The organism is Pseudomonas sp. C321, assembly GCF_055407105.1.
Genome location: NZ_JBUZRB010000002.1, coordinates 282,520 through 296,524, shown reverse-complemented (window position 1 = coordinate 296,524; position 14,005 = coordinate 282,520). Strand labels below are relative to the sequence as shown.

The window sequence follows — 14,005 nt, the reverse complement described above, 5'->3', positions numbered from 1 at the left end:
CAGGCGGGGGGGAGGGTTGCTGCGAAAAGTAGCGTTTTTGTTACATGTCCATCGGATGAGGCGCGGTCAAAAATGTGGGAGCGGGCTTGCTCGCGATAGCGGTGGATCAGTCAATCAAGATATCGACTGACACTCCGCCATCGCGAGCAAGCCCGCTCCCACATGGGTTCTGCGTGTACTTAGGCCTTGAGGGTCTTCACGCCTTCGGCAGTACCCAGCAGCAACACATCCGCAGGACGCGCTGCAAACAAGCCATTGGTGACCACGCCAACGATGGCATTGATCTGACGCTCCAGCTCCACCGGGTTGGTGATCTGCATATTGAACACGTCGATGATGATGTTGCCGTTATCCGTCAGCACACCTTCACGGTACACCGGGTCGCCGCCCAGCTTCACCAGCTCGCGGGCCACGTGGCTGCGGGCCATGGGGATCACTTCCACTGGCAGCGGGAACGCGCCGAGCACCGGTACCAGCTTGCTGGCGTCGGCGATGCAGATGAAGGTCTTGGCCACGGCTGCGACGATCTTCTCGCGGGTCAGGGCTGCGCCGCCGCCTTTGATCAGGTTCAGGTGTTCGTCGCTTTCATCGGCGCCGTCCACGTAGAACTCCAGGTCGCTGACGGTGTTGAGCTCGTACACCGGAATTCCGTGGCCCTTGAGGCGTGCGGCGGTCGCTTCGGAGCTGGCGACGGCGCCGTCGAACGCGCCCTTGTGCAGGGCCAGCGCATCGATAAAGCAGTTGGCAGTGGAGCCGGTGCCGACACCGACGATGCTTTTATCGTCGAGCTTGGGAAGGATTAAATCGACGGCGGCCTGGGCCACTGCCTGTTTGAGTTGATCCTGGGTCATGCGGGCTCCGGAACGGGCGGGGAGTAAAGAGGGACGCGAGTATAACCCAACAAAACCTTTGTATTCGTGTGGTCGCCCGGCCAAACGCTGGGTTAGACTCCTTGGCCCTGCCCAAACCGCCCAGTGATGCTTTCCGATGCTCGAACAGTACGTCAAGAAGATCCTCACCTCGCGCGTTTATGACGTTGCCGTAGAAACCCCATTGCAGACCGCCCGCCAGCTTTCCGAGCGCCTGGGTAACAAGGTCTGGCTCAAGCGTGAAGACTTGCAGCCGGTGTTTTCCTTCAAGATTCGCGGCGCTTACAACAAGCTCACGCAATTGACGGCTGAAGAGCGCGCCCGCGGCGTTGTCACCGCGTCTGCCGGCAACCATGCCCAGGGCCTGGCCCTGGCGGCCAAGGTGCTGGGGGTCAAGGCCACTATCGTGATGCCCAAGACCACCCCGGAGATCAAGGTTGAAGGCGTGCGCTCCCGTGGCGGCAAAGTGGTGCTGCACGGTGATTCCTTTCCGGAAGCGTTGGCGTACTCGCTGAAACTGGTCGACGAAAAAGGCTTTGTCTACATTCACCCTTACGATGATCCGCACACCATTGCCGGGCAGGGCACCGTGGCGATGGAGATTTTGCGCCAGCATCCAGGGCCGTTGGACGCGATTTTTGTACCGGTGGGCGGTGGTGGCCTGATCGCTGGCATCGCGGCCTACGTGAAATACCTGCGCCCGGAAATCAAGATCATCGGCGTCGAGCCTGACGACTCCAACTGCCTGCAAGCCGCCATGGCGGCGGGCGAGCGTGTGGTACTGCCGACCGTGGGCATCTTCGCCGACGGCGTTGCGGTGGCGCAGATCGGCCAGCACACCTTCGATATCTGCAAAGACTATGTGGACGAAGTGATCACCGTCAGCACCGATGAAATCTGCGCGGCGATCAAGGACATCTACGACGACACCCGCTCCATCACCGAGCCCGCCGGCGCCCTGGGCGTGGCAGGGATCAAGAAGTATGTCGAGACCCGTGGCGTCACTGGTCAGACCTTTGTCGCCATTGATTCCGGGGCCAACGTCAACTTCGATCGCTTGCGCCATGTGGCCGAGCGTGCCGAGTTGGGTGAAGGTCGCGAAGCCATTATTGCCGTGACCATCCCCGAGAAACCGGGCAGCTTCAAAGCCTTCTGCGAAGCCGTGGGCAAGCGCCAGATCACAGAATTCAACTACCGCTACCATTCCGGCAGCGAAGCGCACATTTTCGTCGGCGTGCAGACCCACCCGGAAAACGACCCGCGCAGCGCCCTGATCTCCAGCCTGACCAGCCAGGGTTTCCCGGTGCTGGACCTGACGGAAAACGAACTGGCCAAGCTGCATATCCGTCATATGGTCGGCGGCCATGCGGCGAAGGTCAGCGATGAAGTGGTGTTTCGCTTCGAATTCCCGGAGCGTCCGGGGGCGTTGTTCAACTTTCTTAACAAGTTGGGCGGGCGCTGGAACATTTCGATGTTCCACTATCGCAACCACGGCGCGGCCGATGGGCGTGTGGTCGCCGGCTTACAAGTGCCGGCGAGCGAGCGTCACCTGGTGCAGGCGGCGCTGGAAGCCATCGGATACCCGTATTGGGATGAAAGTGATAACCCGGCCTACCAACTGTTCCTCGGTTGAACGACTACGCTGATTGGGCGGCCTTTAAGGAATTGAGAACATGGAAACGCTGACTACCCTCAAAGTTATCCACATAGCAGCCACCGTATTACTGCTACTCAGTGGTATCGGGCTGGCCGTGCTGGCCTGGCGCAAACGCAGCGCAGGGCCTGCCTATACCGTGCAACGGCCGTGGGTGTTCGTCTGGTTGTTGATGGGGATTTGCCTGGTCAGCATGCCGTTCACCGGCTGGTGGTTGGCGCATCTGATCGGCTGGCCGCTGGGGCAGACCTGGATCCTGGGTTCCAGCGTGATCTACACCGTGGCGGCGTTGAGCTGGTTCTGGTTAGTGGCGCGGCTTAATCGACTGCGACTGGGAGGGACAGGCAGCCTGAGTTTCACCTTGGCGCTGGCAGTTGTCAGTCTGGTGGGGTTCGTGGCGATTGCCGGGTTGATGGGCGCCAAGCCTGTCTGACACTGTAGGAGCGAGCTTGCTCGCGAAAAACCTGAGGACGCAGCGGGGAATCAGATTCCCCGCGTTTTCGTTAACGTTCTTCGCGAGCAAGCTCACTCCTACAGTGGGTTCTCAGCTACGCAGGGTGATGACGGGCCAGCCGCGTTTCTTGGCTTCGGCCAGCAAACTTGGGTCTGGGTCCACCGCCACTGGGTGTGTCACCTGCTCCAGCAACGGCAAGTCATTCATCGAATCACTGTAGAAATAGCTGTCTTCCAGGCTGTACCCGGTCTCTTCCAGCCACCGATTCAAGCGCGTCACCTTGCCCTCGCGAAAGCACGGGATATCGGTACTGCGCCCGGTATAGCGGCCATCCGCCATCTCGCATTCCGTCGCGATCAGCGTCTCAACGCCCAAGCGTGCGGCAATCGGCGCGGTGACAAAACGGTTGGTGGCGGTAATGATTACCAACTTATCGCCAGCAGCGTGGTGTTTGGCCAGTAATTCAACGGCAAGGGGCAACATGATCGGCTCGATGCAGTCGCGCATATAATCGCGGTGCCATTCGTCCAGTTGGGCCATCTCGGTGCGGCCGAGAATTTCCAGGCAGAAGTTGAGGTAGGCGGCGTTGTCGAGCTTGCCGGCCAGGTAATCCTGGTAGAAATCGTCGTTACGGGCCTTATAGGCGACGGCATCGAGGATGCCCCGTTCACATAGGTAATCACCCCAGGCGTGGTCACTGTCGCCGCCCAAAAGCGTGTTGTCCAAGTCGAATAAAGCCAGGCGCATTGCGGTTACTCGCTGAAAAGTCTGTAAAAAGGCGTCCAGAATACGGTCTTTTCACAAGAGTGCACATAAGGTAAGCAGCCTCGTTGCCGCTGGATCAACCTTTGTGGAACAATGCGGCGACATGCGTTTGCGAGGTTGTTGCCGTGATCGACCCCGATGGTTTCCGTCCTAATGTCGGGATTATTCTTACGAATGATTCCGGACAGGTGCTATGGGCTCGCCGTATCAACCAAGATGCCTGGCAGTTTCCTCAAGGCGGAATCAACCCCGACGAAACCCCTGAAGACGCCTTGTACCGTGAGTTGAACGAAGAAGTAGGCCTTGAGCGAGAAGATGTGCAAATACTCGCCTGTACCCGGGGCTGGTTGCGCTATCGTTTGCCGCAACGTCTGGTCAGGACTCACAGCCAACCGCTGTGCATCGGCCAGAAACAGAAATGGTTTCTCCTGCGCCTGGTCTCCAACGAGCAGCGGGTGCGGATGGATTTGACCGGTAAACCGGAGTTCGATGGCTGGCGCTGGGTCAGTTATTGGTATCCGTTGGGCCAGGTGGTGACATTCAAGCGCGAGGTTTATCGTCGCGCTCTCAAAGAGCTTGCCCCGCGCCTTTTAGCGCGCGACTGACGACGGAGTTCGACCCCGAGCCATGCTCAATACGCTGCGCAAGATCGTCCAGGAAGTTAACTCCGCCAAGGATCTCAAGGCGGCGTTGGGGATTATTGTGTTGCGCGTCAAGGAAGCCATGGGCAGCCAGGTCTGCTCGGTTTACCTGCTGGACCCCGAGACCAACCGTTTTGTCCTGATGGCCACCGAGGGCTTGAACAAGCGCTCTATCGGCAAGGTCAGCATGGCGCCCAATGAAGGTCTGGTGGGCCTGGTGGGGACGCGTGAAGAACCCCTGAACCTCGAACATGCCGCCGATCACCCGCGCTATCGCTACTTTGCCGAAACTGGCGAAGAGCGTTACGCCTCGTTCCTCGGTGCACCGATCATTCACCACCGCCGCGTTGTTGGCGTGTTGGTCATTCAGCAGAAAGAGCGCCGCCAGTTCGACGAAGGTGAAGAAGCCTTCCTCGTGACCATGAGCGCGCAATTGGCCGGGGTTATTGCCCACGCCGAGGCCACCGGTTCGATCCGCGGCCTGGGCCGTCAGGGCAAAGGCATCCAGGAAGCGAAGTTCGTCGGCGTGCCCGGTTCGCCAGGCGCTGCTATTGGCACCGCCGTGGTCATGTTGCCACCGGCCGACCTCGACGTGGTACCGGACAAGACGGTTACCGATATCGAGGCCGAGATCGGCCTGTTCAAGACCGCCCTCGAAGGCGTGCGCAATGACATGCGCACCCTGTCGACCAAGCTGGCGACCCAACTGCGCCCCGAAGAGCGGGCACTGTTCGACGTTTACCTGATGATGCTCGACGACGCGTCCCTGGGCAGCGAAGTCAAGGACGTGATCAAGACTGGCCAGTGGGCCCAGGGCGCACTGCGCCAGGTGGTCACCGATCACGTCAACCGTTTCGAATTGATGGACGACGCCTATCTGCGCGAGCGAGCCTCGGACGTGAAGGACCTCGGTCGCCGTCTGTTGGCTTACCTGCAGGAAGAACGTTCCACGACGCTGGTCTACCCCGACAACACCATTCTCATCAGTGAGGAACTGACCGCCACCATGCTCGGCGAAGTGCCGGAGGGCAAGCTGGTGGGCCTGGTTTCGGTCTTGGGTTCGGGCAACTCCCACGTGGCGATCCTGGCACGGGCCATGGGCATCCCCACGGTGATGGGCCTGGTGGACCTGCCGTATTCCAAGGTCGACGGCATTCAGATGATCGTCGACGGCTACCACGGCGAGGTCTACACCAACCCCAGCGAAGTGCTGCGCAAGCAATACGCCGAAGTGGTGGAAGAAGAGCGCCAGTTGTCCCAGGGGCTCGATGCCCTGCGGGAACTGCCGTGCATAACCCTCGACGGCCACCGCATGCCGCTGCTGGTTAACACCGGCTTGCTGGCGGACGTAGCCCGAGCGCAACAGCGTGGCGCTGAAGGGGTCGGTTTGTACCGCACCGAAGTGCCGTTCATGATCAATCAACGGTTCCCCAGCGAAAAGGAGCAACTGGCGATTTATCGCGAGCAACTTTCCGCCTTCCATCCGTTGCCAGTGACCATGCGCAGCCTGGACATTGGCGGCGACAAGTCACTGTCGTATTTCCCGATCAAAGAAGACAACCCCTTCCTCGGCTGGCGCGGCATTCGCGTCACCCTCGACCATCCTGAAATCTTCCTCGTCCAGACCCGCGCCATGCTCAAGGCCAGCGAAGGTCTGAACAACCTGCGCATCCTGCTGCCCATGATCTCTGGCACCCACGAGTTGGAAGAAGCGCTGCACCTGATCCATCGGGCCTGGGGCGAAGTACGCGACGAAGGCACCGACGTGCCGATGCCGCCCATTGGCGTGATGATCGAAATTCCGGCGGCGGTGTACCAGGCCAAGGAACTGGCGCGGCAGGTGGACTTCCTTTCGGTGGGCTCCAACGACCTGACCCAGTACCTGCTGGCGGTGGACCGCAACAACCCACGGGTGGCCGACCTTTACGACTATCTGCACCCGGCAGTGCTGCAAGCCTTGCAGAACGTGGTGCGCGACGCCCATGCCGAAGGCAAGCCGGTGAGTATTTGCGGTGAAATGGCCGGCGATCCGGCGGCGGCAGTGCTGTTGATGGCGATGGGCTTTGACAGCCTTTCGATGAACGCCACCAACCTGCCGAAGGTGAAATGGATGCTGCGTCAGATCAACCTGAGCAAGGCCAAGGAGCTACTGGCAGAGTTGATGACCATCGACAACCCGCAAGTTATCCACAGCTCGCTGCAGCTGGCGCTGAAGAACCTTGGGTTGGCGCGGATGATCAATCCGGCTTCGGCGAAGACCCTCTAAACCTGGCAGCGAGTGGTTTTTTTGTGGCGAGCGGGTAAGCCCGCTCGCCACAAAAGCCTGCCTAAAGCCTCAGCTCGACTTCTCCCAGTTGCCCACCATAGGGCCCGAAGCTGCGCTCGACGATGTGCCGCGTCCCATCGGCATTCACAATCAGCGCCGTACTCGCTCGCGTCCCATAACTGGGGCTGGCAATAAACACACTCGACAACAAATACTCAGTCGCCAATCCCACGCCGGTATCCGGCAAGTCGGCGAAAGACGCTGTGTGCGGGTCGCTCAAAATTCCCAGTAAGGCTTCCGGCTGCGGGTCGTCCAGCACCTCTGTCAGCGCCGCCTTGGCCTTGAGCAACTTGGGCCACGGCGTATTCAGCCCTGCATTGGATAACCCATAAACCCCCGCCGCCAACTGAGTGGACGCCGAATCATTGGCGTTGTAATGCCACAGCTCATCCCGCGTTCCGATCAACAGGTTAAACCCGGCATATTCAATCGACCTACCGTTAACGTCGGCCAAATAATCGTCAATAGGCAGCGAACCACTGAGAAAACGCGACACCAGCTCCCCCCGGGACTTGCGCGCCGGTGGCTGGTGCGGATCGCGGATATTGGTCAGCGCCGCAAAGCGCCCATCCGCGCCAACCCCCAGCCATGTGCCCCCTGCTTCCTGATCACGCCCCGCGTAAACCTGCGGTGCATCGAGCCACTGGGCCAGCGGCAGGCTGGGTCGGGCATAGAACTCATCACGGTTGGCCGCGACGATCAGCGGCTGGACATGGCCCGGCCGCCAGGCAAAAACAATCAGGCACATAAGGCGATCCCTTTGTGTTTTTCCCACTGTACCCATAGCTATCCATCGCATCCAGTTCCGCCTTGCGCCCCGCATCCGTTAACATGCCGGTCTGATTTTGAGGGTGCCTATGGAATTTCTGCTGTATTTGCTGCTGGGCGCCTGTGCAGGCGTGCTCGCTGGGCTGTTTGGCGTGGGCGGCGGGATTATTATTGTTCCGGTGCTAGTGTTCAGTTTCACTTTGCAGGGTTTTGATCCGCAGGTATTGACTCACCTGGCGGTAGGCACATCGCTGGCGAGCATTATTTTCACTTCAGTCAATGCCGTGCGTGAGCACCATCGGCTTGGCGCGGTGCGTTGGCCGATTTTTGTGTGGATGACCGTCGGTATTTTGATCGGCGCAGGTTTTGGCGCGTTGACGGCTGAAGCCATCTCGGGGCCTCACTTGCAGAAGATCATCGGCGTATTCGCGCTGATCGTCGCCGTGCAATTGGCCCTGGAGGTCAAGCCCAAGGCCAGCCGAACGGTTCCGGGCAAGGTCGGACTGACCCTGGCGGGCACGGTGATCGGCTGGGCTTCAGCGATTTTCGGCATTGGCGGCGGCTCGCTGACCGTGCCGTTCCTGACCTGGCGCAGTGTGCCGATGCGCCAGGCTGTGGCTACCTCATCGGCCTGCGGCTTGCCGATTGCCCTGGCCAGTGCATTAAGTTTCATGATTTTGGGCTGGCACGATCCGCTGTTGCCCGCTCATAGTCTCGGGTTCGTGTATTTGCCAGCGCTGCTGGGTATCGCCCTGACCAGTATGCTAGCCGCCCGTTTCGGCGCGCGCCTGGCTCACCGATTGTCGCCGCGCTTGCTCAAGCGGCTGTTTGCCGGCCTGTTGTTTTGTGTCGGTTTAAGTTTTCTGCTGTAACGAAGCTTATTTTATGTAACGCAGGCTTAATCGCGTCCCGGCATGGTCCGTGCGCAATAACGAATGATTTAACGAGGAGTCGCAATGCTGCCTTACCCGCATATCGACCCGGTGGCTCTGGCCATTGGTCCACTGAAAATCCACTGGTACGGGTTGATGTACCTGATTGGCATCGGCGGTGCATGGCTGCTGGCTTCCCGGCGTCTGAACCGTTTCGACCCGACCTGGACCAAGGAGAAGCTCTCCGACATGGTGTTCTGGATGTCGATGGGCGTGATCGTCGGCGGGCGCCTGGGGTATGTGCTGTTCTACGACCTGAGTGCCTACATCGCCAACCCGACGCTGATTTTCGAAGTGTGGAAAGGCGGCATGGCGTTCCACGGCGGTTTTATCGGTGTGATGCTCGCGGCCTGGTGGTTCGGCCGACGCAACGGCAAGTCGTTCTTCCAGCTGATGGATTTTGTTGCACCGATGGTGCCGATTGGCCTGGGCGCCGGGCGTATCGGCAACTTCATCAACGCCGAATTGTGGGGCAAGCCGACCGATGTGCCGTGGGCCATGGTGTTCCCGGCGTTCAGCGACCCTTCGCAACTGCCGCGCCATCCGTCGCAGCTGTACCAGTTCGCCCTGGAAGGCGTGGCGCTGTTCCTGATCCTCTATATTTACTCTCGCAAACCGCGGCCTACCATGGCGGTATCGGGGATGTTCGCGCTGTTCTACGGGATTTTCCGCTTTATCGTCGAGTTCGTGCGGGTACCGGATGCGCAACTGGGCTACCTGGCGTTTGGTTGGGTGACCATGGGTCAGGTTCTCAGTATCCCGATGATCCTCGCCGGCCTGGGTCTGCTGTGGTGGGCTTACAATCGCCCGCAACCGATCAAGAACACCGCGCTTTAAATTCGAACGCCGAGGCCTGAGGGCTTCGGCTTCAACGATGCAGGTAATGACATGAAGCAATATCTCGATCTGGTGTCCCACGTCATCAAGAACGGCACCAAGCAGGCCAACCGTACCGGCGTGAATACCATCAGCTTTCCCGGTGCGATGCTGCGCTTTGACCTGCAGGAAGGTTTTCCGGCGATCACCACCCGAAAAATGGCCTTCAAATCGGCGATTGGCGAGATGGTCGGCTTCCTGCGTGGGGTGAACAACGCTGCTGAATTCCGCGCCCTGGGTTGCAAGGTCTGGGACCAGAACGCCAACGAAAACGCCCAATGGCTGGCCAACCCGTTCCGCCAGGGCGATGACGACCTTGGCGAGATCTACGGCGTGCAATGGCGCAAATGGCCGGCGTACAAGCAGATTCCGGTCAGCAACCAGGCTGCCATCGAGCAGACCCTAAGCCAGGGTTACCGCCAAATCGCCGAAGGCGAGGAAGACGGTCAGGCCTATGTGGTGCTGTACAAGGCCATTGACCAGATTCGCCAGTGCGTCGACACCATCATCAAGGACCCGGGCAGCCGGCGTATCCTGTTCCATGGTTGGAACTGCGCCCAGCTCGATGAAATGGCCTTGCCGCCGTGCCACCTGCTGTACCAGTTCCATCCCAACGTTGAGACCAGGGAAATATCCTTGACGCTCTATATTCGCTCCAACGATTTAGGCCTGGGCACGCCGTTCAACCTCACCGAGGGCGCCGCGCTGTTGAGCCTGATCGGCCGTCTGACGGGTTACACGCCGCGCTGGTTCACCTATTTTATCGGTGACGCCCACGTCTACGAAAACCATCTGGACATGCTCAACGAACAGCTCAAGCGCGAGCCGTTCGCGGCGCCCAAGCTGGTGATCAGTGACCGTGTGCCGGAGTTTGCCAAGACGGGTGTGTACCAGCCGGAGTGGCTGGAGCAGATCGAACCGAGCGATTTCTCGCTGGAAGGTTACGAGCACCATGCGCCGATGACAGCGCCGATGGCGGTCTGACATAGGGCCGACTTGTTGTGGCGAGCGGGCAAGTCCGCTCGCCACAGGGGCGATTTTAGTGGCCGTGGCTCCTGCCCACATGGGAATGCTGCGCCTCACTCGCCGCCACACCTCCGCTGACCTCCAGTCGCTTCAAAATCCCACATTGATCAATATCCGGCCCTTCGCCACAACGCTGGCGCAGGTCGAGTAACTGTTCCTGTAACGCCAACAACCCATCGATCCGCGCCTTGACGTGGTGGATGTGCTCGTCGATCAGTGCATTGACGTTTTCGCACTGGTCCTGCGGGCTATCTCGCAAACCCAGCAGGCTGCGAATTTCCTCAAGGGTCATGTCCAGGCTGCGGCAGTTGCGGATAAAGGTCAGCCGCTCGGTGTGGGCCTGGGTGTACAAGCGGTAATTGCCCTCGCTGCGCGCGGGCGGCGGCAGCAGGCCTTCCTTCTCGTAATAACGGATGGTTTCCACCTGACAATCCGTCAGTTTTGCCAATTCACCGATCTTCATCGCAGCAATCTCCAAAAGGGTGCTTGACCCTATAGTGGCTACAGGGTCTTTACTTGGCAACAGGCACCTTTCCGGACCCGACCAATGAGCGACTCTATCCACACCCCGCACAAGCATGATCATGACCACGGCGAAAAGCTTCAGCCTGTGCAAAAGCATGATCATGGCAGCTCTTGCTGCTCCGGCGCCGCGGCACCGTCCTTGGTGCAATTGAGCGAAGCGCCCACCGCAGGCTCCAGGTTGAGCACCTTCCGCATCGAAGCCATGGACTGCCCCACCGAGCAGACGCTGATCCAGAACAAACTGGGCAAGCTCGCTGGCGTGCAACAACTGGAATTCAACCTGATCAACCGCGTCCTCGGTGTGACCCATGACTTGCCGACAACGGCACCGATCATCGAGGCCATCAAGTCTCTGGGGATGCAGGCCGATCCGATCGAAGAAGGTATCGCCGCCGCCGCGCCTCCGGCCAAGAAACACTGGTGGCCATTGGCGCTGTCCGGCCTCGGTGCCTTGGGCGCCGAAGTGCTGCACTTCACCAACGCCGCACCGACTTGGGTGATTGCCTTGGTGGCGCTGGTGTCGATCCTCAGCGGCGGCCTCACCACCTATAAAAAGGGCTGGATAGCCCTGAAAAACCTCAACCTGAACATCAACGCCCTGATGAGCATCGCCGTGACTGGCGCGGTCCTCATCGGCCAGTGGCCGGAAGCGGCCATGGTTATGTTCCTGTTCACTGTGGCCGAGTTGATCGAGGCCAAGTCCCTGGACCGCGCGCGCAACGCCATCAGCGGCTTGATGCAGATGACTCCGGAGCAGGCCACGGTTCGTCAGACTGACGGAAGCTGGATTGAAAAAGACGTTAAAACCATCGAACTGGACGCTATCGTGCGGGTTCGTCCCGGCGAGCGCATTGGCCTGGACGGCGAGGTGGTGTCCGGCCAGTCGACCATCGACCAGGCGCCCATCACCGGTGAAAGCCTGCCCATCGAGAAAACCGTCGGCGACAAGGTTTTCGCCGGCACTATCAACCAGGCGGGTTCCCTGGAATATAAAGTCACCGCGGCAGCCAACAACTCCACCCTGGCGCGGATCATCCACGCCGTGGAGCAGGCCCAGGGGGCGCGGGCGCCGACCCAGCGCTTTGTCGATAGTTTTTCCAAAATCTACACCCCGGTAGTGTTCCTCTTTGCCTTGGGTGTGGCCGTGATTCCACCGCTGTTCATGGGCGGCATCTGGTTCGACTGGATCTACCGCGCGCTGGTGTTGCTGGTAGTGGCTTGCCCGTGTGCGCTGGTGATTTCCACCCCGGTGACCATCGTCAGTGGCCTGGCTGCAGCCGCCCGCAAAGGCATCCTGATCAAGGGTGGTGTGTACCTGGAGGGCGGTTACAAACTCGACTACCTGGCCCTGGACAAGACCGGCACCATCACCCACGGCAAGCCGGTGCAAACCGATTACCTGGCGCTGTTCCCCAACCTTGAAGACAGTGCGCCGGCACTGGCGGCGAGCCTTGCCGGTCGTTCCGATCACCCGGTGTCCCTGGCCATCGCCAACGCGGCTGTGGATAAAAAACTGCCCGTGCATGCTGTGGATAACTTCGAAGCCCTGACCGGTCGTGGTGTACGCGGCGAAATCAACGGGGAAGTCTACTATCTGGGCAACCACCGTCTGGTGGAAGAACTGGGCCTGTGTTCACCGGCCCTGGAAGAAAAACTCTTCGCCCTGGAAAAACAGGGCAAGTCCGTGGTCCTGCTGCTGGACAAATCCGGCCCGCTGGCACTGTTCGCTGTGGCCGATACCGTCAAGGACAGCAGCCGCGAAGCGATCCAGCAGTTACACGACCTGGGTATCAAAACCCTGATGCTCACCGGCGACAATACCCACACCGCCCAGGCGATTGCTGCCCAGGTCGGCATCGATCAGGCCCAGGGCGACCTGTTGCCCACCGATAAACTGCAAGCGATTGAAGCCCTCTACGGCAAGGGCTATCGGGTCGGCATGGTTGGCGACGGTATAAACGACGCCCCGGCGCTGGCCCGTGCCGAGATCGGTTTTGCCATGGCCGCCGCCGGTACCGACACCGCCATCGAGACCGCCGACGTGGCGCTGATGGACGATGACCTGCGCAAGATTCCGGCATTCATACGGCTGTCGCGGCAAACGTCGAGTATCCTCAAGCAGAACATCGCCCTGGCGCTGGTGATCAAGGCGATCTTCCTCGCGGTGACCTTCCTCGGAATGGCCACCATGTGGATGGCGGTATTCGCCGACATGGGCGTGAGCCTGCTGGTGGTGTTCAATGGTCTGCGCTTGTTGCGCAAATAGTCGATGAGAGGGTGGTGTGCTGAGTGCTGAGCTGAAGGCGTTTTATATGGTCGCCCGCCTGGGTAGCATTACCCAGGCGGCGAAAAAGCTAGGCCTGAGCCAGCCCACGGTGACCACCCAGATTCGCCATCTGGAAAGCCAGTATTCGGTTGAGCTGTTCTATCGGGGCGGGCGCCGCCTGACGGTCAGTGACGAAGGTGCGCGGCTGCTACCGATGGTCAAGGCGTTGTTGCAGCAGGAAAGCGATATCGAGTTTTTCCTGCGAAACAGCGGCCAGGTTCAGGGCACGTTGAGAATTGCCGCGACCGCTCCGTACTACATCCTCGATTTGGTAAAAACCTTTCGCGAAAGGCTGCCCCAGGTGGAAGTCTCGGTGGAGATCGGCAACTCCCAGCAGGTGCTGGAAGCGCTGGAAGACTACCGGGTGGATGTCGCCGCGTCGTCGCAATTGCTGGAAGACCCGCGCCTGATTCGTCGGGTATTGGGCACCGATCCGCTGGTGTTGGCGGTACATCGCAATCATCCTCTGGCGGTGCTGGACCCTGTGCCGTTGAGCGCTCTGGCCGGGCACACCTTATTGATGCGCGAAGCAGGTTCCACCACTCGGCGGCTGACCGAAGAAATGTTGCAGGGCACGGGGGTGAGTTACGGCCCGCTGCTGGAGATTGGCAGTCGGGAATCGATTCGCGAGGCGGTGCTGCGCAATATCGGCATCAGCATCATTGCTCGCCAGGAAGTGCCCCATGATCCGCAGTTGCGGGTACTGACCATCGAGAATGCGCCGCAGATTGCCGAATACCTGTACTGCCTCAAGGAGCGAAAGGGCGCGCGGTTGCCGGCGGCTTTTCTGGGGTTGGCGCAGGAAATGTCGCCAGCGGGCTGACTACCTTGTGTGGCGATCGG

13 protein-coding genes and 1 pseudogene are annotated in these 14,005 nt (G+C 60.0%); 9 read left to right on the top strand and 5 right to left on the bottom strand.

Features of this window, described 5'->3' with window-relative positions; all coding sequences use genetic code 11:
* Window positions 1-179: 179 nt before the first annotated feature.
* Window positions 180-851, bottom strand: coding sequence for a ribose-5-phosphate isomerase RpiA (rpiA, locus tag ACZRJ6_RS07325; protein WP_463967728.1), 672 nt, complete (start codon window positions 849-851; stop codon window positions 180-182).
* Between the two features lie 136 nt (window positions 852-987).
* Here rpiA and ilvA point away from each other — a divergent pair, with 136 nt between their 5' ends.
* Together ilvA and ACZRJ6_RS07315 are read left to right on the top strand one after the other, a co-directional pair.
* On the top strand, window positions 988-2,502 hold the full coding sequence (ilvA, locus tag ACZRJ6_RS07320; protein WP_463967729.1) for a threonine ammonia-lyase, biosynthetic: 1,515 nt from the start codon (window positions 988-990) through the stop codon (window positions 2,500-2,502).
* 40 nt (window positions 2,503-2,542) lie between these two features.
* Window positions 2,543-2,956: a DUF2269 family protein gene (locus ACZRJ6_RS07315; RefSeq protein ID WP_463967730.1), complete on the top strand. Its 414-nt coding sequence runs from the start codon at window positions 2,543-2,545 to the stop codon at window positions 2,954-2,956.
* Here the strand turns inward: ACZRJ6_RS07315 and ACZRJ6_RS07310 are convergent.
* Both ACZRJ6_RS07310 and ACZRJ6_RS07305 read right to left on the bottom strand, forming a co-directional pair.
* A pseudogene (locus tag ACZRJ6_RS07310) lies at window positions 2,957-3,046 on the bottom strand (outer membrane lipoprotein carrier protein LolA); the annotation flags it as partial. It abuts the gene before it with no gap.
* A 21-nt stretch (window positions 3,047-3,067) separates the two neighbouring features.
* Window positions 3,068-3,724: a histidinol-phosphatase gene (locus ACZRJ6_RS07305; RefSeq protein WP_463967731.1), complete on the bottom strand. Its 657-nt coding sequence runs from the start codon at window positions 3,722-3,724 to the stop codon at window positions 3,068-3,070.
* A 143-nt stretch (window positions 3,725-3,867) separates the two neighbouring features.
* Here ACZRJ6_RS07305 and ACZRJ6_RS07300 point away from each other — a divergent pair, with 143 nt between their 5' ends.
* Together ACZRJ6_RS07300 and ptsP are read left to right on the top strand one after the other, a co-directional pair.
* Window positions 3,868-4,347, top strand: coding sequence for an RNA pyrophosphohydrolase (locus tag ACZRJ6_RS07300; RefSeq protein WP_133100907.1), 480 nt, complete (start codon window positions 3,868-3,870; stop codon window positions 4,345-4,347).
* 22 nt (window positions 4,348-4,369) lie between these two features.
* Window positions 4,370-6,649: a phosphoenolpyruvate--protein phosphotransferase gene (gene ptsP, locus ACZRJ6_RS07295; protein WP_463967732.1), complete on the top strand. Its 2,280-nt coding sequence runs from the start codon at window positions 4,370-4,372 to the stop codon at window positions 6,647-6,649.
* 61 nt (window positions 6,650-6,710) lie between these two features.
* Here the strand turns inward: ptsP and ACZRJ6_RS07290 are convergent, their stop codons facing one another.
* Entirely contained in the window at window positions 6,711-7,457 is a 747-nt protein-coding gene (locus ACZRJ6_RS07290) for an NRDE family protein (protein ID WP_463967733.1), read from the bottom strand.
* Between the two features lie 109 nt (window positions 7,458-7,566).
* On the opposite strand from ACZRJ6_RS07290, the gene ACZRJ6_RS07285 reads away from it, so the two are divergent.
* The 3 genes from ACZRJ6_RS07285 to ACZRJ6_RS07275 all read left to right on the top strand — a co-directional run bounded on the left by ACZRJ6_RS07285 (window position 7,567) and on the right by ACZRJ6_RS07275 (window position 10,269).
* Window positions 7,567-8,349 carry a sulfite exporter TauE/SafE family protein gene (locus ACZRJ6_RS07285; RefSeq protein WP_463967734.1) on the top strand — a complete coding sequence of 261 codons (783 nt, stop codon included), beginning with the start codon at window positions 7,567-7,569 and terminating at the stop codon, window positions 8,347-8,349.
* Between the two features lie 84 nt (window positions 8,350-8,433).
* The gene (gene lgt / locus ACZRJ6_RS07280; RefSeq protein ID WP_149412250.1) at window positions 8,434-9,246 is read left to right on the top strand and encodes a prolipoprotein diacylglyceryl transferase; all 813 of its coding nucleotides are present in this window, start codon (window positions 8,434-8,436) and stop codon (window positions 9,244-9,246) included.
* A gap of 51 nt (window positions 9,247-9,297) precedes the next feature.
* Entirely contained in the window at window positions 9,298-10,269 is a 972-nt protein-coding gene (locus ACZRJ6_RS07275) for a thymidylate synthase (RefSeq protein ID WP_463967735.1), read from the top strand.
* Between the two features lie 55 nt (window positions 10,270-10,324).
* On the opposite strand, the gene cadR is transcribed toward ACZRJ6_RS07275, so the two are convergent.
* A complete protein-coding gene (gene cadR / locus ACZRJ6_RS07270; RefSeq protein ID WP_463967736.1) occupies window positions 10,325-10,774 on the bottom strand; it encodes a Cd(II)/Pb(II)-responsive transcriptional regulator in 450 nt (149 codons plus the stop codon).
* An 84-nt stretch (window positions 10,775-10,858) separates the two neighbouring features.
* On the opposite strand from cadR, the gene ACZRJ6_RS07265 reads away from it, so the two are divergent.
* Window positions 10,859-13,102, top strand: a complete 2,244-nt coding sequence (locus ACZRJ6_RS07265; RefSeq protein ID WP_463967737.1) for a heavy metal translocating P-type ATPase — start codon at window positions 10,859-10,861, stop codon at window positions 13,100-13,102.
* Between the two features lie 16 nt (window positions 13,103-13,118).
* Entirely contained in the window at window positions 13,119-13,985 is an 867-nt protein-coding gene (locus ACZRJ6_RS07260) for a LysR family transcriptional regulator (protein ID WP_463967738.1), read from the top strand.
* Window positions 13,986-14,005: the final 20 nt, after the last annotated feature.